Source organism: Solobacterium moorei (assembly GCF_036323475.1).
GTDB lineage: Bacteria > Bacillota_I > Bacilli_A > Erysipelotrichales > Erysipelotrichaceae > Bulleidia > Bulleidia moorei.
On record NZ_AP028934.1, the window covers coordinates 346,989 to 370,440 of the forward strand.

The window sequence follows — 23,452 nt, forward strand, 5'->3', positions numbered from 1 at the left end:
GGTAGGAGGTTGAATGTTATTACTAGATAAAACATTGTTAAAGATGACCAAAGGTCTTTGGGGTTGGATTCTTTCACTTGTTGTAATACGTGTTTGTTCACTTGTGATGATAACTAGCTTTGCAACTCGTATTTCCTATTTCTTGGGAAATATGATGAATCCATCATTCACGCGTGATGAAATACGAAATGTGGTAATTCAGATTATTATCGTATCTGTACTGATATTTGTATTTCAGTTCATACAAGGTGAACTAGAGTATCGCTCTCAAGCGGCAGCACGTTCATCAATACGTCAGAAGTTATTTACAAAAACAATGTCATTAGATGCAGGATACATTGAAAAGATTGGTCCCAATTCCGCAATCACTTCAGCGGTCGATGGTGTAGAACAAATGCAAGTCTACTACAGCGTTTATTTACCAAGTTTAATTTTCAGTGTGATTGCGCCAATCTATTTGTTTACTAAAATCTATCCTAGTTCTTTCTTGATTGCCTGCATACTGTTAGTAGTATCCTTTGTGTTACTACCATTACATAACATATTTCGTTATCGTATTGAAAAATTAAGAAAGTCATATTGGGTTTCACTAGAGGATATGACAGGGTATTATCTAGACGGTATTCGAGGTCTTTCAACATTGAAGCTGTTTGACCAATCTGATAAACATGCGGAAGTCTTAGGAGAAAAAGCAGATTATCTCAATCACCAAATCAATGAATTTATGAAGGTAAACTTCACATCCTTTTTGGTGACAGAAGGAATCATCTATATCACATTATTTATCTGTGTCCTTATCGCAGTGACTGGGTTATCGAATCAAACAATGAAACTTAGCAGTGTGTTAATGATTTTATTATTAGGCTATAGCTACTTTGGCTCAATTCGACAACTGATGTCCGCAACCCATGATGCACTTACGGCTGTTTCAGCCGCAAGTCGTGCAGAAGAAATTCTTGCGGTAAAGACAGCAGAAATCGAGCAAGAAGGAAAACACAATATGTCTCAAGATAGTATTGTGCTAGAAGATGTATCCTTCTCCTATGAAGGTAGGAAAGAAGTATTACATCATGTAAACATCAAGATCGAAAAATCAAAGATAACTGCACTAGTTGGATTATCAGGTTGTGGTAAAAGCACTGTTGCGTCAATGCTAATGAAGTTTATCTATCCTTCAAGTGGTGCGGTATATCTAAACGGAAAAGATTATGCATGCATGAATCGAAAAGAAATTGGGGAATATATTGTAATGGTTCCACAAACTGTGAATTTATTTAGCGATACGATCCGAAATAACCTCTTACTAGCAAATCCATCCGCAACAGATGAAAAGCTTTGGCAAGTGTTGAAGGAAGTCAGCCTCGATAAACATATTCGAAGAATGTCAGAGGGTTTAGATACGATGGTAAGTGAATCTGGTTCTAATCTATCTGGTGGGCAAAAGCAGATGATGGGCATCGCTAGAGCGTTATTAACAGATGCGGAATATATCATCTTTGATGAAGCTACTTCAGCAGTCGATCCTGAAAGTGAAAAAATAATTTGGCAGTGTATTGAGAAGTTATCAAAGAAGCGTACTCTCATTATTATTTCACATCGTTTATCTGCGATTCGTCATGCAGATCAAATCATTGTATTACAAGCCGGTGTTGTGGAAGAGGTGGGTAATCATGAGGAACTCATGAAGAATCATGGTCTCTATCGAACACTTGTGGAAGAACAGAATGAACTGGAGGTAGAAGAATGAAAAAATATGCATATTCAATTCCAGTTCTCGTATCGAGATTGGTAAAGAAAGCTAAACCAATCGCAAAATATCTAACGATATCTACATTAGCTAGTATTATTGGCAATCTTTCACACATGGGTGTGATGGGCTTTGGTGCACTTTGGATTATGAGGGTTGCGGGCATTGCAACAACCGGTAGTGCATGGCTCTATGCATGCATGATGTTGGTGAGTGGTCTATTAATCGCATTGTGCCGGTATTTAGAAGGTGTGTTTTCGCATCTAGGCGCGTATGGTATTCTTGCTAAGATGCGTGTTGATTTATTTACATCTATCAATCGATTAGCACCTGCATATTTGATTGATCAAAAAATAGGTGATGTGATTAATATTGCGGTAGGTGATATAGAAACATTGGAGTACTTCTTTGCACATACGATAGGTCCGATGTTTACAGTGATTCTACTGCCGGTAACGACGGTTCTGATAGCGTTACAGTTCAATGTATTATACGCGTATGTATTGATTCCTGTATATTTGATGATTAGCGTTATCATCCCTCTTGTTGGGCTTTATCTTGGAAGAGGAATTGGGAAAGAATACCGCAAAGATTTAGGGAAGTTAAAGGCAGTGATTCTTGAAAATATATACGCAATTAAGGATATTCAGATATACCATGCAGGTGATGCGAAGATTGCACAGGTCATGAAGTACAATGATCAAGTCAATAAAGATATGCATGCGATGACGATGCATAAACAGGCATTGTCTTCTGCGCCAAATTTCTTTGTCTATCTTGGTAGAGTAATGATATTGGTTGTGGCTGCGTATTTACTTTCGAGTGGAATGGGTGATCCAGTTGGTACAATCGTCATTTCATTTATCGCAGCTGCATCCTTCTCTTCAACATTCTCACTGACATTTGTGGTATCTCATCTATTGGAGGCTTTTGCGGCGGCAGAGAGAATCTTCTTGATAGAAGATGCCAAGCCACTTACTACTGATCCAAGTGAATCTGTTCAGATTGAAGATGTTGAATGTATTGATTTTAAAGATGTTTCATTTGCATATCCGAAAACAAATCGTGAGATTTTAAAGCATTTCAATCTATCAATACAGAATCAAAAACATATTGGTATTGTTGGAGAAAGTGGTTCTGGTAAATCTACGATTTTAAGATTGTTGTTAAGATACTATCCAATACAAACTGGTAAGATACGCATCAACGGGATTCCTCTAGATCAATTTTCATTTGAGGAACTCCATCGTCATATCGCGGTATTGGAGCAGGATACCTATCTATTCAATGATACAATTGCGGGAAATATCGCTATTGCCAAACCAGAAGCTACGATGGATGAGATTCGTCTAGCAGCGAAAAGAGCAGGTATTGATGACTTTATTATGAGTTTAGCAGAAGGGTATGATACGCAGATGGGTCAAATGAGTTCACGTGTGTCTGGTGGTGAGCGTCAACGGATTGGCCTAGCACGTATTATGTTAAAACAACCGGATGTGATTATCTTGGATGAACCTACAAGTGCACTCGATGTACTACATGAAAAAGAACTCCTCTATACGTTAGAAAAGGAGTTTAAAGATAAGATGATTCTAACAATTTCACATCGCTTATCTACACTGGCATATTGTGATCATATCATTCAAGTAGAAGATGGAAGCGGTAATGTAAAAGGTTGATTGTCATGCAATCAACCTTTTATAAAGTTTTGTAGATGTAGAATGATTCTGCCGAATATATTCTTTTCTTGTGGAAGTGTAATACTGATTGTTTTTGTATAGATGTTTTTATTATCAGCTGTAAATGTAATTGTTGCTTGAATGTTTTGGTCATATAGTTCTGCCGAGAATTTCTTTGGAAGATCAATTTCATAAGTACATTCAACGTTTGCGGGTAGATCAAGTGTAATACCTTTATCCATCTTCACATCAATATTTGCAGTATGCATGAATGATTTGTATTCAATTGTACTAACAACATCATTACTTTTAAGAATCGTTTTCTTCTGCCAAGAAGCTAAGCTGGTTAAGACAGTTTGTGCATCGCTAAGATTAGAGTACTGTTCAACGTTAGTGCTAGCACCAGCTGTTACCGCAATGATAGTCATATCATTGACGGTTGCCCAATAAGCGATGCATCTACCGGCTTGTAAAGTATATCCGGTTTTACCGCCAGAAAGATTTGTTAGGTTATAACCATATGTATCTGCGTATGCCCAAATTGTACTGGCGAGTGGAATGCCAAATGGATAATAGGTTGTGGCTTGTGTTGTATATTCCTTTGTTGAGAAGATTTCTTTAAAGGTTGGATTTTGTAATGCATAACGTAATAACTTTGAAACATCCTCAACCGTTGAATATTGTCCATCACGGTCAAGTCCGTGTGCACTCTTGAAGACGGTATGATCCATTCCTAACTGGGCTGCTTTATTATTCATCATCTGATAGAACTTTTCAAAGCTACCACCAATCTGTATAGCTAATGCGTTAGCAGCGTCGGCTGCGGATGGTACAGCTGCAGCGTAACATAGGTCTAGTAATGTGGCTGTATCACCACTGATATATCCAGCAACACTTGCTTGTTCATCATAAAGCCCATCAATCATCTCATCGGTAATAGTAACTGTTTGATTCAGTGAAGAACTATTTTCGATTGCTAGAAGTACCGTCATCATCTTTGTAAGTGATGCGATACTGATTTGTTCGTCCTGTTTCTTTGCGGATAATACTTGGCCTGTATCTGCGTCTAGAAAAATATAGTTTGTACTATATAAGTTTTTACCTAAATCAAAAGCGGCATCAGCTGCGGTAACTGGTAATAGTGTTGTCAGAGCAATCACGAGTGTACAGGTGATTGTTGCGAATAATTTGGTTAGTAGTTTCTTCATGAGTCTATTATATATTAGACTATGGAAAGTTTCCCATTAAGTTTTTAAGTATGATATAACCTTATATAGAAAAGAAGAGGTCTATTATGGAGAAAATCGCAAGCTTTACAGTGAATCATCTAGTCTTAGAACCAGGAATATATGTATCCCGTCAAGATCATTTCAATGATGTGATAATTACGACTTTTGATTTAAGAATGACAACACCAAATAAAGAACCGGTAATGAATACCGCAGAAATGCATACGATTGAACATCTTGGCGCTACATATTTACGCAATCATCTTATGTGGAAAGATCGTATTGTTTATTTTGGCCCTATGGGTTGCCGTACAGGTTTCTATTTACTTTGTGAAGGGGATTTAACCTCCAGGGATATTGTTCCGTTAGTGAAAGGACTCTTTGAATTTGTGCGTGACTTTGAGGGAGATATCCCTGGTGCAGAAGCACGGGATTGTGGTAATTATTTAGATCAGAATCTACCGATGGCAAAATATCTTGCGAATCGTTACTTAGAAAATACAGTAAAGGAGATTGACGAGTCACACCTCGTGTACGCAGAATGATGAGAGTAGGAATTATTGGTGCGATGGATGTAGAAGTAACATCGATCAAAGAGCGCATGACAATCGACAAGATTGAACAAGTTGGAGACAATACATATTGTTTGGGGAAAATTGGTGATACGGAAGTTGTTGTCGCAAGATGTGGTATTGGAAAGGTGAATGCCGCAATTTGTGCTACAACCATGTGTGTAAAGTATGATATAACCCATATTTTAAATACGGGTATTGCGGGATCTTTGGATAATCAAATTAATATTGGAGATATCGTTGTGTCTACGGATGCGATATATCATGACTTTAGAATTGAACCGTTCGGCTATCCTGCAGGGATGGTGCCTGGTAGAAAGACAATATCCTTTACAGCAGATGAAACTCTACGTAAATTGGTTGTGGAAAGCATTCAAAAGGTCGCTCCTGAAATTCAAGTTTTTGAAGGACGTGTTGCCAGTGGGGATATCTTTGTAGGACAAAAAGAAAAGAAAGATTGGATTGTTCAAAACTTCGGTGCGAAGTGCTGTGAGATGGAGGGCTGCGCAATCGCGCATGTGGCGACGGACTTTGCGGTTCCATTTGTAATTGTACGTGCAATTTCTGACAAGGCAGATGAAGAAAGTACAGTATCTTATGAGGACTTTGAAGCACAGGCAGCAGAACATTGTGCAAATCTAGTCTTTCAAGTATTGCAGAGTTTATAAGTGGGGCAATTCCCGCTTTTTTTAAAGAGTGATAGGAAGTTATGTGTATAATACAAGTATGTATAACCAACAAACATTTTTAAAATATATACTAGTGGGATTATTTCTTTTTGTGTTTGCATATCTTATGATATGCATGACAAAGATGATGTACCATAAATCTTTTTGTTTGTATCGTAAGCGTGTTTTGTCATCACTGCTTTTATTAGTGCTATCAGCGGTGATGATATGGGAAGCATTCTTTTCTGCAATTCCGGTGAATCGTGATGCGTCTTTTTCGCTGTCGGATATTCCTGCATATACATCATCACCATACGTTGAGGTCAATCATAATATTCCATTCTTTACGGAAGAGGAATTAAAGAGTGATGAATATGAATCGTATAGTGAATTAGATTATCTTGGTCGCTGTGGCCCAGCGATGGCGATGATAGGCATTAATATGATGCCAACAGAAAAACGTGGTTCCATCTCAATGGTGAAACCGACTGGGTGGCATTTGGTCAAGTATGATTTTATTGATGGAAAATATTTGTATAATCGCTGTCATTTGATTGCGTATGAATTAAGTGGAGAAAACGCAAATGTGCAGAATCTGATTACTGGGACTCGTTATATGAACGTGGTGGGGATGCAGCCGTTTGAGGACAAGACAGCGTGGTATATCTTAAGAACAGGAAACCATGTACTGTATCGCTGTACACCAATCTTTGAGAACGATAATCTACTAGCAACAGGGGTACTGCTGGAAGCACGTTCAATAGAAGACAGTGGAGAAGGAATTTGTTTCAATGTATTCTGTTATAACGTACAGCCAAATATCATGATTGATTATCATACCGGTGACAATCAGTTAGTTATTCAAGACTAATTTATGTAAAAATAACGCTCAATTTTCAACGAAAGTTCCTTTTCAACGAAAGTTCCCCATTTTTAGGGCTAAAGAGAAGAAACATTTTACTGTAATAGTGTACTTATAAGATATTTTGTGATATTGAATATGTATAGACAGGCGATTTGGGCATACGAAAGCTCGGCTTTCAATGATGGTTTAAATTTTTTCTCATCGAAAGTTCCTTTTTGTAGGTTAGGGATATGTGCCAAATCGGCTAGTGGATGATAGGTGTAAGCTTAACTTGTTTGATGTTGAGGTGAGTCAACTTGTTAAGACTTAACACCTTTTTGTTTAGTGATAGAGCGGCGATATCGATAGGTGAATTGTAGTTTAAGGATCTACGAGGATAATTGTTTACCATGTCAGACACATAGTTGATGTCCTTCTGGGTCAATGCATTCATACTCTTTCCCTTTGGAACACATTCTCTAAAGTGTTCATGGTTCTTCTCACATTTACCTTTCTGATCACTTCTTCCGGCCTTGCAGTAGTAGATGGATATTAGTTTTTCTCCTGTATATGCATCGGTCTCTAGACTTAGAGGATCGTGGAACTCAGAGCCATTGTCAGTAAGAATGATTGGAAAGGTCATAGAAAATAGTTCAGGTCCCAGTACATCCTTGATGATTTCGAATGCACGCTGGACAGCCAACATGCTTTTTTCCTTTAACAGAAAATATAACTGTAGATTCGATCTTGTATGCAGGAGTGAAAGGACACATTTCTCTTCATCGCCTTGCTTGCCGAGTATTGTATCCATTTGCCATATATTGATGGAAACATCTTCATTCTCGATACGTTCGAGATAGTCTTCATATCTTCTGCCTTCAAGCCAATCATAGTTGATTGGTATCACGACATGTTTGCTGGAAGAGCGTGTTTTATATTTGACCTGACGCTTGAGGTCTACATTGATGATGGCGCCCATATGACGAAAATGAATATAACGATATGCGGTAGATACTGATATGTCCAACTGATTGTTGTGTATGATGATGTCTGGTGAAAGGTTCTGTTTGACGCCTTTCTCAAAGGCATCGACAATCATCTTCATTTGTGCTTCTGATTTCTTTGGTCCTTCCTTCCAACTACTGACATTGTCATCCCTCTGTTTTTGGGCAACATCGGCCATATAGAATACCTTTGGCAACTTGCAGGTTTTGGCATCTGGGCAATTGTTGCAGACATAGGGGAAACGAGATGTATGTTTGCATATTGGTGAAGAGATGAAATCGGAACATAGATCATTGCAGTTATCATGTTTACAGAACTTACAACGACCTTGTAGACAGTGAGTACATAACCTTGTGCGATTACATTGATTTTGTCTACCACACTTATTATGAGTATTGGCACGGACGACAATTCTAAGATGGTGTGTTATCTCATAGCGAATGGCCTTGGGACTCCTGTTAAGAGTAAGGGCAATCATCTTGAGCGTGATGTTAGGATCAGACAACAGATTTTGAATAATGAGTCGTTCGTCAAAAGAAAGCTGTTTGTATGTGCTAGTCATAAAATATTCCTCCTTTTCTCCACTTTCCTGGCACATATCCCTTGTGCCATTATCATAAAAGGGAACTTTCACTAAGAAAATAGTGCAAAGAGGAACTTTTAAAAATAATTGAGGATGTAAAAATAACAAATCGATACCAAAAATATTCAGAATTATGTATAATACATGTGACTAAAGGAGAAAATGAACATGAAATTAGTTAAGAGCATTTTAGCGGCAGCTACTATCCTTACATTAGCAGGTTGCGGATCAAAGGCTATTTACAAAGCTGGTACATATGAAGCAACAGCTGAAGGACGTAATGGTGACGTTACAGTTGCAGTTACAGTTTCAGATTCAAAGATTGGAAAGGTAGAAGTTAAGGACCACAAGGAAACAGCTGGTATCGCTGATGGTGCTTTAGAAGAAGTTCCAGCAGCTATCGTTAAGCAGAATAAGGCTGATGTAGACACTGTTTCAGGTGCTACAATTACTTCTAACGCAATCATTACAGCAACTAAGGACGCTTTAAAGAAGGCAGCTAAGTAAGCAAAAAGAGGGCAATTTGCCTTCTTTTTTTGTAAAAATAAACAAATCTGCATCAAAAATACGAAAAACATGCGTAGATAAGCACTTTTTTAAGATTCACTAGTTGAAAATACACAAAAATCAATTAAAATAAAATTATCAAAATAAAAGGAGGCCATAAGTATGGCAACAGTAAAAGTCGTTACAAAGAAAACATTAGCAGATGATTTAGCAGAAAAATACGGTTTAACAAAGAAGGCTGCTGGAGAAGCAGTTAATTACGTATTTGATGAAATCGCTACAACAATCAAGAAGGGTGGCGAAGTTTCATTAAATGGCTTTGGTAAGTTCACAGTAGTTAAGAAGAAGGCTCGCACTGGTTTAAATCCAGCTACAGGCGAAAAGATCAAGATTAAGGCTACTAAGGCTCCAAAGTTTAAAGCTAGTAAGACTTTAAAGGACTTGGTTAAGTAATTTTATGAGCGGAATATCCGCTCTTTTTTTATGCATGAAGGCATAAGAAAAACCTGTGTATTGCATGACACAGGTTTTAATGATTAAGCGATGTATACACGCTTGATGATAACTGGAGTTGTTGGCTTATCACGGAAGTCAGTTGGAGTATTTGCAATCTCATCAACTACTTCCAAACCTTCTACAACATGTCCGAATGCAGCGTAGTTTCCATCTAGATGTGGAGCGTCTGCATGCATGATAAAGAACTGTGAACTTGCGGAGTTAGGATCCATTGCGCGAGCCATGGAAATAACACCACGTACATGCTTGATAGGATTATTAAATCCATTAGACGCAAACTCACCAACGATGTTTTCCTTGGAACCACCTGTTCCATTTCCGATAGGATCACCACCTTGGATCATGAATCCAGGGATGATACGGTGGAATGATAATCCATCGTAGAAGCCTTCACTAACAAGTTTGTTGAAGTTTGCAACTGTCTTTGGAGCAGCTGTTTCATCAAGTTCTAACTTGATGACTTTGCCGTCATTCATTTCGATTACGATCATGTAAGCCTCCTATTTTAAGCGCCAGATATCACGGTTGTAGTCTAAGATTGTACGGTCACTTGAGAAGAATCCACTCTTAGCAATATTTACTAACGACTTCTTCTTCCATGCTAGACGATCTTCGTAGTCAGCTAATACACGATCCTTCACTCTGCAGTATTCTTCAAGGTCAAGTAATGTCATGAACCAGTCTTTATTAATTAAGTTATCGCGTAAGTCAGATAACATCTGTTTGTTGCCTAACTTAACAAGTTCTGGGCTTGTGATAAAGTCTACACATGCATGAATGAGTCTACTGTTGTTGTAGTAATCTGCTGCGTGGTAACCACTTGTTTCATAGAGCTTGATTACTTCATCGGATGAACGTCCGAATGTATAGATGTTATCCTTACCAACGAGTTCGCCAATTTCAACGTTAGCACCATCATTCGTACCTAATGTGATAGCACCATTTAACATGAACTTCATGTTACCAGTACCAGAAGCTTCCTTAGAAGCTAAAGAAATTTGTTCAGAGATATCACATGCAGGAATAACTGTTTCAGCCTTTGTTACATTGTAGTTTTGTAACATAACAACCTTGAGGTATGGACTTACTTCTGGGTCGTTCTTAATTAAGTCTTGTAAGCAAATAATCAAATGAATGATATTTTTTGCCATGATGTATGCAGGTGCTGCTTTTGCGCCAAATATTACGGTAATAGGGCGTGCTGGCTTTTGACCTGCCTTGATCTGTAGGTACTTATAGATTGCCCACAATGCGTTCATCTGTTGACGCTTGTACTCATGTAGACGTTTTACCTGGATATCAAAGATGGAACTTGGATTGATTTCAATACCTTCTTCCTTCTTGATCATATCCGCAAGGCGAACCTTGTTTGTGTACTTGATATCATCTAACTTCTGTAGTACTGCTGTATCGTTGATATACTTTAATAAGTCTTCTAACTTACTAGCATCCTTACGCCATGCATCACCGATTAATGTATCGATATAATTTGCAAGTTCTGGATTGCAATGCATGATCCATCTACGGAATGTGATACCATTTGTCTTGTTGTTAAACTTAGAGTGGTAAATGTTATAGAATGGCTTTAATTCTTGGTGTTTTAGAATTTCTGTATGAAGCGCTGCTACACCATTGATGGAACTGCTGAAATGCATGTCCATTCTTGCCATGTGTACACGGTGATTATCATCGATGATTGTTAATTCCTTATCACCCTTGAAAGCAATATTTGCGGCATAGTCTAAGCCACCGATAATTGGAACAAGCTGTGGTACAACTTCCTGTAGATAATCTAAAGGCCACTTTTCCAACGCTTCCGCAAGAATTGTGTGGTTTGTGTATGCACATGTATTAGCGACAATATCTGCTGCTCTACGGAATGTGATGCCTTCATTAATCAATAAACGAATTAATTCAGGAATTACCATAGAAGGGTGAGTATCGTTGATTTGGATAGATACATACTTATCTAAATCATTGAGGTTGTGACCCTTTTCCTTTTCTTCCTTGATGATTAACTGTGCAGCGTTACTTACCATGAAGTACTGTTGGTAAATGCGTAATAATTGACCATCCTTATCACTATCATCTGGGTAGAGGAATAGTGTTAAGTTTTTATCGATATTCTTCTTATCAAACTTTGTGCCGTCGTGAACGATAGATTCATCAACAGTATCTAAGTCGAATAAGTGCAATGTATTCTTGTTTGTCTTATATCCGATGATATCTAGGTCATACATGTGTGAGTAGTATGTCTTACCAGCAAGTTCAACTGGGAAGGATACATTTGTATCACGTAATACTGTAGAACCATTTAGCCATTCATCTGGAATTTCGTGTTGTTTTCTATCCTTGAATTCCTGACGGAATAAGCCAAGGTGATAATTTAGACCAACACCATCACCCTGTAAGTTTAAAGTAGCGATGGAATCTAAGAAGCAGGCAGCCAGACGACCTAGACCACCATTACCAAGAGAAGGTTCTTTTTCAAAACTTTCTACTGTGCGAATGGACTTACCATTCTTAGATAATAATTTTGCTAATTCATCGTATAGATCTAAGTTGATTAAGTTCTTGCCTAATTGCTTACCGATGAGGAATTCTGCGCTGATGTAGTACAACTTCTTTTCACCTGTAATCTTCTTAACCTGATCTTGTTCTTCCTTTACGATAGCGACAATTGCATCATAAAGTTCTCTGTCAGTGGCGTTTTTAATCTGCTTTTTTAAGCTGGACTCAAGTTGTTTCTCTAATGTCATGAGTATCTCCTTTTCAAAATCTTTAAAACCATAGACAACTATATCATAAATGAGAAAAAATGAGAAAAAAGTGAATTCCATTCACTTGACATGGAAAAATATTATACCATGGGTTAATATTTAAACTGAAAGCGGAGTTAAATGAATAGTAATATGAGAAAAGCAGGAATTTTAATGCCAGTCGCATCTCTGCCTGGCCGCCACGGTTGTGGTACTTTTGGAAAAGAAGCATATGATTTTGTAAAGATGATGCACCAGTCGGGTTTGGGTATCTGGCAGCTGTTGCCATTAAACCCTTTGGGATATGGAAATTCACCTTATCAGCCTTATTCATCTTATGCGGTTGATGAGCTGTATATATCATTAGATGTTTTGGCACAACAGGGTTTATTAGAGAAAGTGCCTTCTTATCACCGTAACGATGATGAGATTCAGTATGAAGCAGTTCGTGTATACTATGATAAGTACTTGCGTCTAGCCTATCAGAAGTTTGAAAAGGATGAGGCGTACGAATCCTTTATCAAGAAGCCTTGGGTAAAAGAGTATGCAATCTTTAAGACTTTTAAAGTTGCGAACAATTTAAGACCTTGGAATGAATGGGGACAGGAACAGAAAGATTATCCAATCAATCAGAAATTAGATTTATCAAAGTATGAAGATGAAATTGCATATCAGATGTTCTTACAGTTTGTGCTGTACCAACAATGGCATGCATTAAAAAAGTATGCAAATAGTTTAGGTATTCAGATGATGGGTGATATTCCATTCTATGTAGGATTAGATTCTGCGGATGTTTGGGCACATCGAGAAAACTTCTTATTAGATCAAGATGGTAGACCGACGTTCATTGCTGGTGTTCCACCAGATTACTTCTCAGCGACAGGACAGAGATGGGGTAATCCTATCTACGACTGGAAGTTTATGAAGAAAGATAAATTCACATTCTGGATTGAGCGTTTATCATACATGGGAGAGATGTTCGACGTTGTTAGAGTTGATCACTTCCGTGCCTTTGATACCTACTGGAAGATTCCGGCAGCTTGTCCAACCGCAATTGAAGGTGAATGGATTGAGGCACCTGGATATGAATTGTTCGATACATTATTCAGGCAATATCCAAACCTCACTATCGTTGCGGAGGATTTAGGAGACTTACGTCTAGAAGTATTGGAATTAAGAGATCACTACAAGTTTAGAGGTATGCGTATTGTTCAATTTACATTTGACCCTGAGGGCATGGAAGAAGATAAAACACATCTATTGGTATATACTGGAACCCATGACAACGATACGACATATTCTTGGTACTGCCATCAGCCAGCTTCTCTAAGAAGAAAGATGCGTCAGTACCTATGGAAGCACGGATATCGCAAGCATAGCTTTGTCGATGATGTGATTGACTATTCGTTGGACAGTAATGCGGACATGGTAATTATTCCGATATCAGACTGGATCCACGCTGGTAGCCAAGCACGCTTAAACATGCCTGGAAGCGTAGGTGCACCAAACTGGATGTGGCGGATGAAAGATTTACGTGCATTTGCGAAACGTATCAAACAAATTAAGTCAGACTTACTACGAGCAAATCGTATCAATCACGACTAAGAAGGTTAACAAAAATGGATATTATTTTAAATATTATTAAATCTGTGATTTTTGGAATTGTACAAGGTGTAACAGAGTTTCTACCGATCAGTTCGACAGGTCATTTGATTTTATTGCAGACATTTATGCCTTTGAATGTCTTTGCGGATCCTGTAAAAAATAAAGCCTTCTGGGATGTTTATAAGGTTGTGATTCAGTTCGGCAGTATTTTGTCTGTACTGTTATTGTACTGGAAGCGTTTATGCCCACTAGGCAAAAACGTATCAGAGCCTAAGAAAAAGAATATCTATCACACATGGTTAATGGTTGTTGTGGCATCCGTTCCACTAGTGGCAGGAATGTTACTGAATGATTGGATCGACAATGTGATGAGTGCACCATATGTAATCAGTATTACTTTGATTCTCTACGGCATCTTGTTTATCTGGATGGAGAATCGAAAAAAGAAGTATACGATTGAACATGTCAGTCAAATCACAGCTAAGAAGGCCTTTGGTGTTGGTATGTTCCAAATCTTGGCTTTGATTCCTGGCACAAGCCGTTCTGGAAGCACAATCTTTGGCGCAACTTTATTAGGATTTAATCGTTCCACAGCTGCGGAGTTCTCATTCTTTATGGCAATTCCAGCAATGTTTGGCGCAAGTCTTTTAAAGATACTCAAAGCCGACTTCTCGTTTGACTTTTGGTCACTCATGATTTTACTCATTGGTACAGTGGTTTCGTTTATCGTTTCTATTATTGCGATTCGTACCTTAATGAATTACATTCGCAAGAATGACTTTAAGGTGTTTGGCATATATCGTATTATTCTCGGAATTATCGTCCTGATTCTCTGCATTACACGCTTAATAGCTTAGAACGGCGGTATTATGAAAGAAATTGTTACTCTTGGCGGTCTATTTTTAGAAGGATTATTATCATTCTTCTCACCATGTATTCTTCCACTCGTTCCGTTATACATTGGGTACCTGACAAAGGGTTCCATGATGACAGACGAAAATGGGCAAGTACATTATGATCGAATGAAGACACTCATTCTAACAACAGGCTTTGTCTTAGGAATCTTGACGGTGTTCGTGATTGCAGGACTTGGATCTAGTGCACTTGCAACGGTATTCAAGCAGTACACATTGCAGTTACAGATTGCTGGTGGTGTATTACTAGTTATCCTAGGTCTAGCGAATCTGCACATTATCAATATTCCTTTCTTGAATCAGACACACCAAAAAACAATGCGTGTAGAAGGTGGAATGACTTTCTTAAAGGCGTTTGCGTTGGGCTTTGTGTTTAGTTTTGCATGGTCTCCATGTGTAGGCCCATTATTGGCCCAAGCAATTGTACTAGCATCCACTGCTACAAATGGACTTGGTTGGCTGTATATTGCGTCTTATGCACTTGGATTCATCGTCATCTTCCTACTCATTGGATTCTTCACGGAGGAAGTATTGAATATCATCAATCGTCACAAGAGTATTGTGAAGTATACAGGTGTACTTAGTGGAATTCTTGTATTAGCAATGGGATGCTTTATGTTATTCCAAGGCTTTACAACAATGAAGGCACTACAGAATCGTTCTTCTACAACTCCAGCAGAAACAACAGTAGATGATTCGAAAAAGGATACAGCTAGTAAGGAAGATACTTCTAACAAGGATGATTCATCTGCAAAGACATCTATCGAAAAATATAACTTTGCGCTCGTAGATGGTGAAGGTAATGTTCATAATCTGAGTGACTACAAAGGAAAGACAATTGTCATGAATTTCTTTGGTACATGGTGCCATTACTGTAATGAAGAATTTGAAGGATTACAGAAGATTAATGATGAGATGAAGGATGATGTTCAAGTGTTGATGATTGCGGCACCAGGTCTGAATGGTGAAGGTAGTATTCAGTATGTTGAAGAATACATGAAGAAGAGAGGATATAACTTTACAATTCTGTACGATACAACATTAGAAGCTACAGATACATATCATATTTCAGGTTATCCAACAACGTATATCGTTCGACCATCAGGAGATTTCTTAGGATATGTACCAGGCTATGTGTCTGAAGAACAAATGCGTAATTATATCAAGACAGCACAAGAATAGTAGAAAGTATCAATATTTGTATAAACGAACAAAATTGATCAGTTGAAAACCTTCAAACCTTCGAAAGAAGGTTTTTTCTCTGTCAACCAAAAATGAAAATGTCTTAAAAATTAACGAACATTAGCGGAGCTATAATAGTTCTGCTTTTTTGTAAATAATTGATATGAATACTTCCTCCAAGGGTGAGATATCGGCGGAATATATACTTTCTTTTTCTCAGGAGTTTCAATGATATTATCGAACTCACCCGAATTTTCTTCAAACACTTGTACTTCTTCTAAGATGTATAGTGTATCCATCGCATTGACAAAGATCTTTTGATCAAATGATTCAATAACCAATACCTCCATCTTAGGTCTTAGTGGAATTCTATTGTGTTCCTTGTCATAGGCCATCCAATACTTGTTTTTGAACTTGATACAGTTGCCTTGATCGACTATTCTCGATGAAATGATTGCCAATGTTTGATTGATTGTTTCTATATCTGGTTGTACTTCAAATACAGAATTGGTACTATTCAAGTGTAGGGCGAACCTTGCATTGAATTCCTTTAGGTAGGATTTTAGGAACTTATTCGCGTCCGCCATACAAGTAATACGAGCACGTCTAAGTTCAACTGGCAAACGTGATTGGAAAGTCTGGTTGAGACGTTCGATGCGTCCTTTGGCTTGTGCGATGCTCGTTGTTTTGATTTCGACACCAAGGTTATGGCAGGCGTAGGAGAACTGTGTGAAGGTATCCTCGTCGTCGAAGGCCTTGGTTTTCTTTCTGTATTCAAATACGGTTCGTTTATCCGTATAGAATAGAGCGGGTATGCCATAGTCGACTAGTATCTGATGGAAAACGTTGTAATAGCCACATAGGGTCTCTTGTATATCAAAGTAGGCTCCAACAGCAGTACCGGTCGCATCATCTACAGCTAGGTGTAGATGCCATATCTCGCCAGGAATCCATTCGTAGCTTGAAGCGTCCATTTGAATCATCTCTCCCATATATTTGGATCTAGATCTTCGTGAATGAGGCGTATCATCTTCAATTGATTCGATTTGTTCATTGATTGCGTTTCTGGCCTTTGTAGATGTTGTTTGGTCTAATCGTTTTGTCAAACGTTCCTTTAATTGTTTCTTGGTTTTTCGATGGGCCTTTGGGGACAAGACATCGTGTTCTGATAACCAGTTTCTAATAGTGGTGTCACTGATGGAGATGCCGAGGTCCATCTGGACGATTTCACTGAAATGAGTGATGTTGGCATCAAGATACTCGTTAAGATAGAGTTCAATGATTTTGTTTTTCGTTTCCAGTGAGAATGTGTTTGATGGTAATCGTCCACGATTACCATGTGAAAATGAGGATTTGCCTTCAGACTTATAACGTGTAATCAGGCGGTTGATAGTACGAATAGAACAATTTAGTTTTAATGCCGCACGGCGTTTATTGCCAGAATGATCAACCAGTTCTTTAATAATGTTGTATTTGTTTTCTTCCATAGGGGTTAATATAATCTTTTTCATATTCAATCCAATCTAATGGAATGAATCATAACAATTCCTTTCTATAAATGGGGCATTTTCCCTTTCGGTTCATTAAGACAATATCAACTTCGATTCAGACAAACCTTCGAAAGAAGGTTTTTTCTCTTGACACTTTGTAAACGCTAACATATTATTTTGATGTATCCTGTAAACGTTTCCGTAAACGGTTACGAGTAAAAGGGGTTTTAAATGACGACAATTAAAGATATTGCACGTATTTCAGGGTATAGCATTGGAACAGTTTCCAGAGTTATCAATAACCATCCTGATGTTAGTGTGGTAGCAAAGAGAAAAATTGAAAAGGTAATTAAGGACGAAAAGTTTGAACCAAACTCAAATGCGAAACTTTTAAAACAATCTGCGACATCCGCAATTACGATTTTGATTAAGGGATTGCACAATGCATTCTTCAGCATCATAGTCGAAAAGATGCAAAGTTATCTGCAGGAAAGCGGTGAAGATGTCTCGGTCGTATACTTGGATGAACTTGAAAATGAAGTGGAAGTAGCAATTCGCATCTGTAGTGAGAAGAAACCAAAGGGTTTAATCTTCTTGGGTGGCAATCAGAAATATTTCCGTGAGTCATTTGCGAGCATCAAAGTACCATGCGTGCTCTGTTCAGAGAGTGCAGCAGGGATGAACTTTAGTAATCTTTCTAGCTTTACGACAGATGATAGAGAAGCGGCATGCGCAGCAGCGGAATACTTGATTCGCTCTGGACACAGAAAGATCGGAATTGTATGTGGTTCGGCTGTATCAGAAGCGGGATTGATTGGTTCAAAACGTGTTGAAAGCGCAATCGCAGCGTTTAAAGAAAACAAGATACCGTTTAATAAACGTAAGCAGTTTGTGCCAGGAAAGTTCTCACTTGAAGATGGATATAACGGTACGATGAAATTATTAGACCGTTATCCAGAAGTTACCGCAATCTATGCGGTCAGTGACGTTGTGGCAATTGGCGCACTACGTGCAATCAATGACCGTAAGTTAAAGGTTCCACAAGATATATCCATCATCGGTAATGATGGCATTGACTTTGCAAGGTATGTAACACCACGTCTAGCAACTGTTGAGCAAGATGCTTCACAACTTGCCAAACGCAGTGTAGATGACTTGTTATTAAGATTAAATTACAATAAACCTGTCATACATGAAATTATTCCATTCCATGTATTAGCGGGAGAAAGTATTCGTATTAAAAAACCAGTGGAGGAAAAGTAAGATGTCAACAGTAAGTCTAAAGCATGTCCAAAAAATTTACCCAAACAGTGGTGAGGTAAAAAAGAAGGGCGAAGTAAAGAAAACAAACCTTAAGATTACAGATGAAGGTGTTGTTGCGGTTGATGATTTCAACCTAGAGATTGCCGATGGGGAATTCATTGTATTAGTAGGTCCTTCTGGTTGTGGTAAGTCCACAACATTACGTATGATTGCGGGATTAGAAGATATTACTCGTGGAGAATTATTCATTGATGGTAAGTTAATGAACAACGTATCTCCTAAAGATCGTGATATTGCGATGGTTTTTCAGAACTATGCGTTATATCCACATATGAGTGTTCGTCAAAATCTTGAATTCCCACTCAAGATGCACAAAGTTCCAGCTGATGAAATCAAGGTTAAGGTTGAAGAAGCGGCTGAAATTTTGGACTTAACGCCATATCTAGACCGTAAGCCTAAGGCTTTATCCGGTGGACAAAGACAGCGTGTTGCGATTGGACGTGCAATTGTACGTAATCCAAGACTACTGTTGATGGATGAGCCACTCTCTAACTTGGATGCGAAGTTAAGAAACCAGATGCGTGCTGAAATCATCAAGTTAAGACAGAAGATTAAGGCAACATTTGTCTATGTAACACACGACCAGACAGAAGCGATGACACTTGGCGACCGTATCGTCATCATGAAGGATGGTGTTATCCAGCAGGTAGGAACACCACAGCAATTATTTGATCATCCAATTAATGAGTTCGTAGCTGGCTTTATCGGTATGCCACAGATGAACTTCTATAGCGGTGAACTCTTAAAGAATGAAGCCGGTAAATACTGTGTGAAGTTAGATGATGCGGTGATGGAGGTTTCTGAAGAGAAACAAGCACTCTTGGCTAAAAAGAATGTACAACCACAGCCAATTACAGTTGGTGTACGTCCAGAACACATCTCACTTGGTGGAGATAGTGGACAGACAATCGAAGGTATCGTTGACGTAAGTGAAATGATGGGTTCTGCAATTCATTTACACGTAAATGCGTGTGGTAAGGATAGCATTATCATCGTTCCAACATTGGATTTAAATGGTAGAACATTCAAGATCGGCGATAAGATCGACTTTATATTTGGTGGTAATGTAATGCACATCTTTGGTAGAGAATCTCATCAGAATTTAGAGTATTAATTTCAAAATTTCATAAAAAGATATTGAAATTTGAAAGCGCTTTGCATAAAATAAGACTATAGAGTTGTAAACGTTTCCAGTAACGTTTACGAAATCATAGACTTTTTCGGAGGAAAACATGAAAAGTACAAAGTTAGTATCACTTGGTTTGGCTGCTTTAATGGGTATCTCTGCATTAGCAGGATGCGGCGGCAAGAAAGAATCAAACACAACAGCTTCAGATTCAAAGGAAGTAACACTTACAGTGTGGACACCATCTGAAGACCAATCAGACGAACAGGGCAACTGGCTCAAGAAGCAATTAGATGCTTTCCAGGAAGCTCACCCAGAATGGAAGTTAACATTCAACACAGGTGTATGTCCTGAAGGTGATGCGAAGACATTAGTAGCAGCTGATCCATCAGCAGCAGCTGACGTTTACATGTTCGCAAACGACCAGATTCCTGATTTATTAAAAGCTAACGCAATCGCCGAATTAGGTGGATCTGCAGTTGAAGCAATTAAGAAGAACAACAGCGATATTACTGTTGATACAGTAACTTATGAAAACTCTGTATATGGTGTTCCATTTACAGCAAACACATGGTTCATGTATTATGACAAGCGCGTCTTCACAGAAGATGATGCAAAGAACTTAGATACAATGCTTACAAAGGGTAAGGTCGGTTTCCCACTTTCTAACTCTTGGTATATCGCAGCGTTCTACGCAGCTAACGGATGCACATTATTCGGTGCTAATGGAACAGATGCTAAGGCTGGTATCGACTTCGGTGGTGATAAGGGTACAGCAGTTACAAATTACTTAGTTGACTTAGTTCAAAACCCTAACTTCAAGGATGCGTCTGGTTTAACACCAAGCACATTAGCTGATGGTACAATCAATGCATTATTCTCAGGCGCTTGGGATTACAAGGCAGTTGTTGATGCTTTAGGTGAAGAGAATGTTGGCATCATTGCTCCTCCTAAGTACACATTAAATGGCAAGGAATTACAGTTAAAGGCATTCGCAGGTTCTAAGGCTATTGGTGTTAACCCAACAAGTAAGAATCCAGAAGTTGCAGTTGCATTAGCTTCATTCTTAGGTAGCGCAAAGGCTCAACAAGCTCACTACGACTTACGTAATATCATTCCTACAGACACATCATTGAATGTTTCTGATGCATTGGCTAAGGCACAGATGGATACAATGGACTTTGCTTCAATCGTACAGCCACTACAGTCAGGCATGGGTCAATATTGGACACCAGCAGAATCAATGGGTAAGGAAATCATTGCCGGTACAGTAACACACGAAAATGCTGCTGAAAAGACAGAGAGCATGAACAAGGCAATGAACACTGCTTCCGTTCAATAATATTGCATTACTGATTAAAAGAATGTGGTTGAGATACTTATTTTAACCGCATTCTTCTTCGTTTATAGAATTGAGGTAATCGTATGGAAAATAAAAAGATTCAGGACAAAGTCACCGTGTTAAAAGCGATAACATCCGGTGATTTACAAACGAAGCTATCCATCCCATTTATGGGACTTGGTGTATTTTTGAAAGGGCAGAAAATCAAAGGTTGCCTCATATTCCTTCTGGAAGTAGCGTTCTTCTTATACATGGCTACTTCTGGTATCCATGCTTTATCATTGCTACCGTCACTGGGTGATGAAGCACAAGGCAAAGTGTGGAATGAAGCAAAACAAATCTTTGAATATACTGCCGGAGATAACTCACAGCTTATCCTCTTATTTGGTGTTGTTGCATTATTTGTCATCGCAGGTTTTATCCTCTTATGGGTATTACAGATCAAACATGCATACAAACTACAATTAAAGAAAGCAAACAATGAACACATTAATTCCTTCAAGGAAGATTTGAAGTCTCTATTAGATGGAAACTTACATATCACATTGATGTCATTACCTTGTGTAGGTATCTTAGTATTTAACATCGTGCCACTGGTTTACATGATCAGTATGGCATTTACATCCTATTCCAAAGAAGATGAACACTTACAGTTGTTTGATTGGAATGGCTTAACACAGTTTAAGCGTGTATTAAACTTCAGCGGTAACATGGGTAGACAGTTCTGGCATGTACTTGCTTGGACAGTTGTATGGGCTCTTGTTGCAACATTCTTAAACTACATTACAGGTATGATCCTTGCAATGATTATCAATCGTAAGGAAACAAAGGCAAAGGGATTCTGGCGTTTCTGCTTTGTATTATCCATTGCTGTACCACAGTTTATTTCCTTGATGATTATGAATATCATGTTACAACCATCAGGTGCAATCAACGTGTTATTACAGAACAATGGATTAATCAGTGCGCCACTACCATTCTTAACAGATGCGATGTGGGCTAGAATCACAATTATCATAATCAACTTATGGATTGGTATTCCATATACAATGCTACAGGTAACAGGTATCCTACAGAACATTCCAGGCGAGCTCTATGAAGCAGCTCGTATGGATGGTGCAGGGCCAGTGAAGATCTTCTTCAAGATTACACTTCCGTACATGTTATTTGTTACAACACCATACTTGATTACATCATTTGTTGGCAATATCAATAACTTTAACGTTATCTATCTCTTATCAGGTGGTGGACCAACATACGTTGGAGATACTGCAGGTCAGACAGACTTGCTCGTAACATGGTTGTACAAGTTAACAATCGATCAACAGTACTACAACTTGGGTGCAGTTATCGGTATCTTGACATTCATCATCTTAACAACAGTTACATTGATCACATATCGTAGATCGAAGTCTTATCAGAATGAGGAGGCGTTCATGTAATGAGTACGAATACAGTAAAACGTAATAAAAAGAGCGTATCCAGCCGTGTTGGTAACTTCTTCGTTCATGTATTCCTAGCGATGTTAGCGGCGGTATGGGTATTACCAATTTTCTGGATCATCCTAACCAGCTTTAGAGCTGAACAGGGATCTTATGTAAGTACATTCTTCCCTAAGGGATATACACTTGCAAACTACATTAAGTTATTTACGGATCGTAATGTTTTGAACTTCCCACGTATGTTTGGAAATACACTGATCATTGCGGTATTCACATGTATTATTTCTACATTCTTCGTATTATCTGTTTCTTATAGCTTATCTCGTATGCGTTTCAAGCTACGTAAGCCATATATGAACTTAGCAATGATTCTTGGCTTATTCCCGGGATTCATGGCTATGATTGCTGAATACTATATCTTAAAGGCACTTGGTTTAACAGAAGGCTCTGCAGTACGTCTAGCATTAATTATTGTTTATTCTGCTGGTACTGGTTTAGGCTTCCAAATTGCTAAGGGTTACTTTGATACAATTCCGCGTTCTGTCGATGAAGCGGCGATTATGGATGGTGCTACACAGTGGCAAGTATTCACAAGAATTACAATGCCATTATCCAAGCCAATCATTATCTATACAGTAATGACTTCGTTCATCGCTCCATGGGTAGACTTTATCTTTGCGAAAGTTATTGTTCGTGCTAACTCAGATCAATTTACAGTTGCAATTGGTCTATGGAATATGTTGCAGAAGGAATATATTAACCAATGGTACACAAGCTTCGCAGCTGGTGCGGTTATCATCTCTCTTCCAATCGCAATCTTATTCGTATACATGCAGAAATTCTATGTTGAAGGAATGTCTGGCGCTGTTAAAGGATAACAAAAAAACGGTAGAACCTTTTGGTCCTACCGTTTACTTTC

20 protein-coding genes are annotated in these 23,452 nt (G+C 38.4%); 15 read left to right on the top strand and 5 right to left on the bottom strand.

Features of this window, described 5'->3' with window-relative positions; all coding sequences use genetic code 11:
- Nucleotides 1-13: 13 nt before the first annotated feature.
- A complete protein-coding gene (locus RGT18_RS01650) occupies nucleotides 14-1,747 on the top strand; it encodes an ABC transporter ATP-binding protein/permease (protein WP_028077861.1) in 1,734 nt (577 codons plus the stop codon).
- Nucleotides 1,744-3,426: an ABC transporter ATP-binding protein gene (locus tag RGT18_RS01655; protein ID WP_028077860.1), complete on the top strand. Its 1,683-nt coding sequence runs from the start codon at nucleotides 1,744-1,746 to the stop codon at nucleotides 3,424-3,426. The genes RGT18_RS01650 and RGT18_RS01655 overlap by 4 nt, the downstream gene beginning before the upstream one ends.
- 11 nt (nucleotides 3,427-3,437) lie before the next feature.
- Here RGT18_RS01655 and RGT18_RS01660 read toward each other — a convergent pair whose 3' ends face one another.
- Nucleotides 3,438-4,634, bottom strand: coding sequence for a D-alanyl-D-alanine carboxypeptidase family protein (locus tag RGT18_RS01660; protein WP_051240927.1), 1,197 nt, complete (start codon nucleotides 4,632-4,634; stop codon nucleotides 3,438-3,440).
- An 86-nt stretch (nucleotides 4,635-4,720) separates the two neighbouring features.
- Between RGT18_RS01660 and RGT18_RS01665 the strand changes: the two genes are divergently transcribed.
- The 3 genes from RGT18_RS01665 to RGT18_RS01675 all read left to right on the top strand — a co-directional run bounded on the left by RGT18_RS01665 (nucleotide 4,721) and on the right by RGT18_RS01675 (nucleotide 6,766).
- Nucleotides 4,721-5,200, top strand: coding sequence for an S-ribosylhomocysteine lyase (locus RGT18_RS01665; RefSeq protein WP_028077859.1), 480 nt, complete (start codon nucleotides 4,721-4,723; stop codon nucleotides 5,198-5,200).
- Complete coding sequence (locus RGT18_RS01670) at nucleotides 5,200-5,895, top strand: 5'-methylthioadenosine/adenosylhomocysteine nucleosidase (protein ID WP_338174885.1); 696 nt, start codon at nucleotides 5,200-5,202, stop codon at nucleotides 5,893-5,895. The genes RGT18_RS01665 and RGT18_RS01670 overlap by 1 nt, the downstream gene beginning before the upstream one ends.
- 136 nt (nucleotides 5,896-6,031) lie before the next feature.
- Complete coding sequence (locus RGT18_RS01675) at nucleotides 6,032-6,766, top strand: DNA/RNA non-specific endonuclease (protein WP_245580910.1); 735 nt, start codon at nucleotides 6,032-6,034, stop codon at nucleotides 6,764-6,766.
- Between the two features lie 238 nt (nucleotides 6,767-7,004).
- Here RGT18_RS01675 and RGT18_RS01680 read toward each other — a convergent pair whose 3' ends face one another.
- The gene (locus RGT18_RS01680; RefSeq protein WP_338174639.1) at nucleotides 7,005-8,306 is read right to left on the bottom strand and encodes an IS30 family transposase; all 1,302 of its coding nucleotides are present in this window, start codon (nucleotides 8,304-8,306) and stop codon (nucleotides 7,005-7,007) included.
- Between the two features lie 189 nt (nucleotides 8,307-8,495).
- On the opposite strand from RGT18_RS01680, the gene RGT18_RS01685 reads away from it, so the two are divergent.
- Together RGT18_RS01685 and RGT18_RS01690 are read left to right on the top strand one after the other, a co-directional pair.
- Nucleotides 8,496-8,834, top strand: coding sequence for an FMN-binding protein (locus RGT18_RS01685; protein WP_037404331.1), 339 nt, complete (start codon nucleotides 8,496-8,498; stop codon nucleotides 8,832-8,834).
- 162 nt (nucleotides 8,835-8,996) lie between these two features.
- Entirely contained in the window at nucleotides 8,997-9,287 is a 291-nt protein-coding gene (locus tag RGT18_RS01690) for an HU family DNA-binding protein (protein ID WP_006526626.1), read from the top strand.
- A gap of 83 nt (nucleotides 9,288-9,370) precedes the next feature.
- Here RGT18_RS01690 and RGT18_RS01695 read toward each other — a convergent pair whose 3' ends face one another.
- Nucleotides 9,371-9,841, bottom strand: coding sequence for a peptidylprolyl isomerase (locus RGT18_RS01695; RefSeq protein ID WP_028078724.1), 471 nt, complete (start codon nucleotides 9,839-9,841; stop codon nucleotides 9,371-9,373).
- A gap of 9 nt (nucleotides 9,842-9,850) precedes the next feature.
- Nucleotides 9,851-12,109 carry a glycogen/starch/alpha-glucan phosphorylase gene (locus tag RGT18_RS01700; RefSeq protein ID WP_028078725.1) on the bottom strand — a complete coding sequence of 753 codons (2,259 nt, stop codon included), beginning with the start codon at nucleotides 12,107-12,109 and terminating at the stop codon, nucleotides 9,851-9,853.
- Nucleotides 12,110-12,250: 141 nt separating this feature from the next.
- Here RGT18_RS01700 and malQ point away from each other — a divergent pair, with 141 nt between their 5' ends.
- Genes malQ through RGT18_RS01715 form a run of 3 tightly spaced genes read left to right on the top strand, consistent with a single transcriptional unit; the run spans nucleotide 12,251 to nucleotide 15,810 of the window.
- The gene (malQ, locus tag RGT18_RS01705; RefSeq protein WP_156022852.1) at nucleotides 12,251-13,714 is read left to right on the top strand and encodes a 4-alpha-glucanotransferase; all 1,464 of its coding nucleotides are present in this window, start codon (nucleotides 12,251-12,253) and stop codon (nucleotides 13,712-13,714) included.
- 14 nt (nucleotides 13,715-13,728) lie between these two features.
- Nucleotides 13,729-14,571 (top strand): undecaprenyl-diphosphate phosphatase, encoded by an 843-nt coding sequence (locus tag RGT18_RS01710; RefSeq protein ID WP_081659569.1) that lies wholly within the window; start codon nucleotides 13,729-13,731, stop codon nucleotides 14,569-14,571.
- Between the two features lie 12 nt (nucleotides 14,572-14,583).
- Nucleotides 14,584-15,810 (top strand): cytochrome c biogenesis protein/redoxin, encoded by a 1,227-nt coding sequence (locus RGT18_RS01715; protein ID WP_037404333.1) that lies wholly within the window; start codon nucleotides 14,584-14,586, stop codon nucleotides 15,808-15,810.
- Nucleotides 15,811-15,920: 110 nt separating this feature from the next.
- On the opposite strand, the gene RGT18_RS01720 is transcribed toward RGT18_RS01715, so the two are convergent.
- Nucleotides 15,921-17,321 carry an ISNCY family transposase gene (locus tag RGT18_RS01720; protein ID WP_338174834.1) on the bottom strand — a complete coding sequence of 467 codons (1,401 nt, stop codon included), beginning with the start codon at nucleotides 17,319-17,321 and terminating at the stop codon, nucleotides 15,921-15,923.
- Nucleotides 17,322-17,531: 210 nt separating this feature from the next.
- Between RGT18_RS01720 and RGT18_RS01725 the strand changes: the two genes are divergently transcribed.
- The 5 genes from RGT18_RS01725 to RGT18_RS01745 all read left to right on the top strand — a co-directional run bounded on the left by RGT18_RS01725 (nucleotide 17,532) and on the right by RGT18_RS01745 (nucleotide 23,411).
- Nucleotides 17,532-18,563, top strand: a complete 1,032-nt coding sequence (locus RGT18_RS01725; protein WP_028078688.1) for a LacI family DNA-binding transcriptional regulator — start codon at nucleotides 17,532-17,534, stop codon at nucleotides 18,561-18,563.
- Nucleotide 18,564: 1 nt separating this feature from the next.
- The gene (locus RGT18_RS01730) at nucleotides 18,565-19,737 is read left to right on the top strand and encodes an ABC transporter ATP-binding protein (protein WP_028078687.1); all 1,173 of its coding nucleotides are present in this window, start codon (nucleotides 18,565-18,567) and stop codon (nucleotides 19,735-19,737) included.
- Nucleotides 19,738-19,855: 118 nt separating this feature from the next.
- Nucleotides 19,856-21,091, top strand: a complete 1,236-nt coding sequence (locus RGT18_RS01735) for an extracellular solute-binding protein (RefSeq protein ID WP_028078686.1) — start codon at nucleotides 19,856-19,858, stop codon at nucleotides 21,089-21,091.
- Between the two features lie 83 nt (nucleotides 21,092-21,174).
- Nucleotides 21,175-22,533, top strand: a complete 1,359-nt coding sequence (locus RGT18_RS01740) for a carbohydrate ABC transporter permease (RefSeq protein ID WP_028078685.1) — start codon at nucleotides 21,175-21,177, stop codon at nucleotides 22,531-22,533.
- The gene (locus RGT18_RS01745; RefSeq protein ID WP_028078684.1) at nucleotides 22,533-23,411 is read left to right on the top strand and encodes a sugar ABC transporter permease; all 879 of its coding nucleotides are present in this window, start codon (nucleotides 22,533-22,535) and stop codon (nucleotides 23,409-23,411) included. The genes RGT18_RS01740 and RGT18_RS01745 overlap by 1 nt, the downstream gene beginning before the upstream one ends.
- Nucleotides 23,412-23,452: the final 41 nt, after the last annotated feature.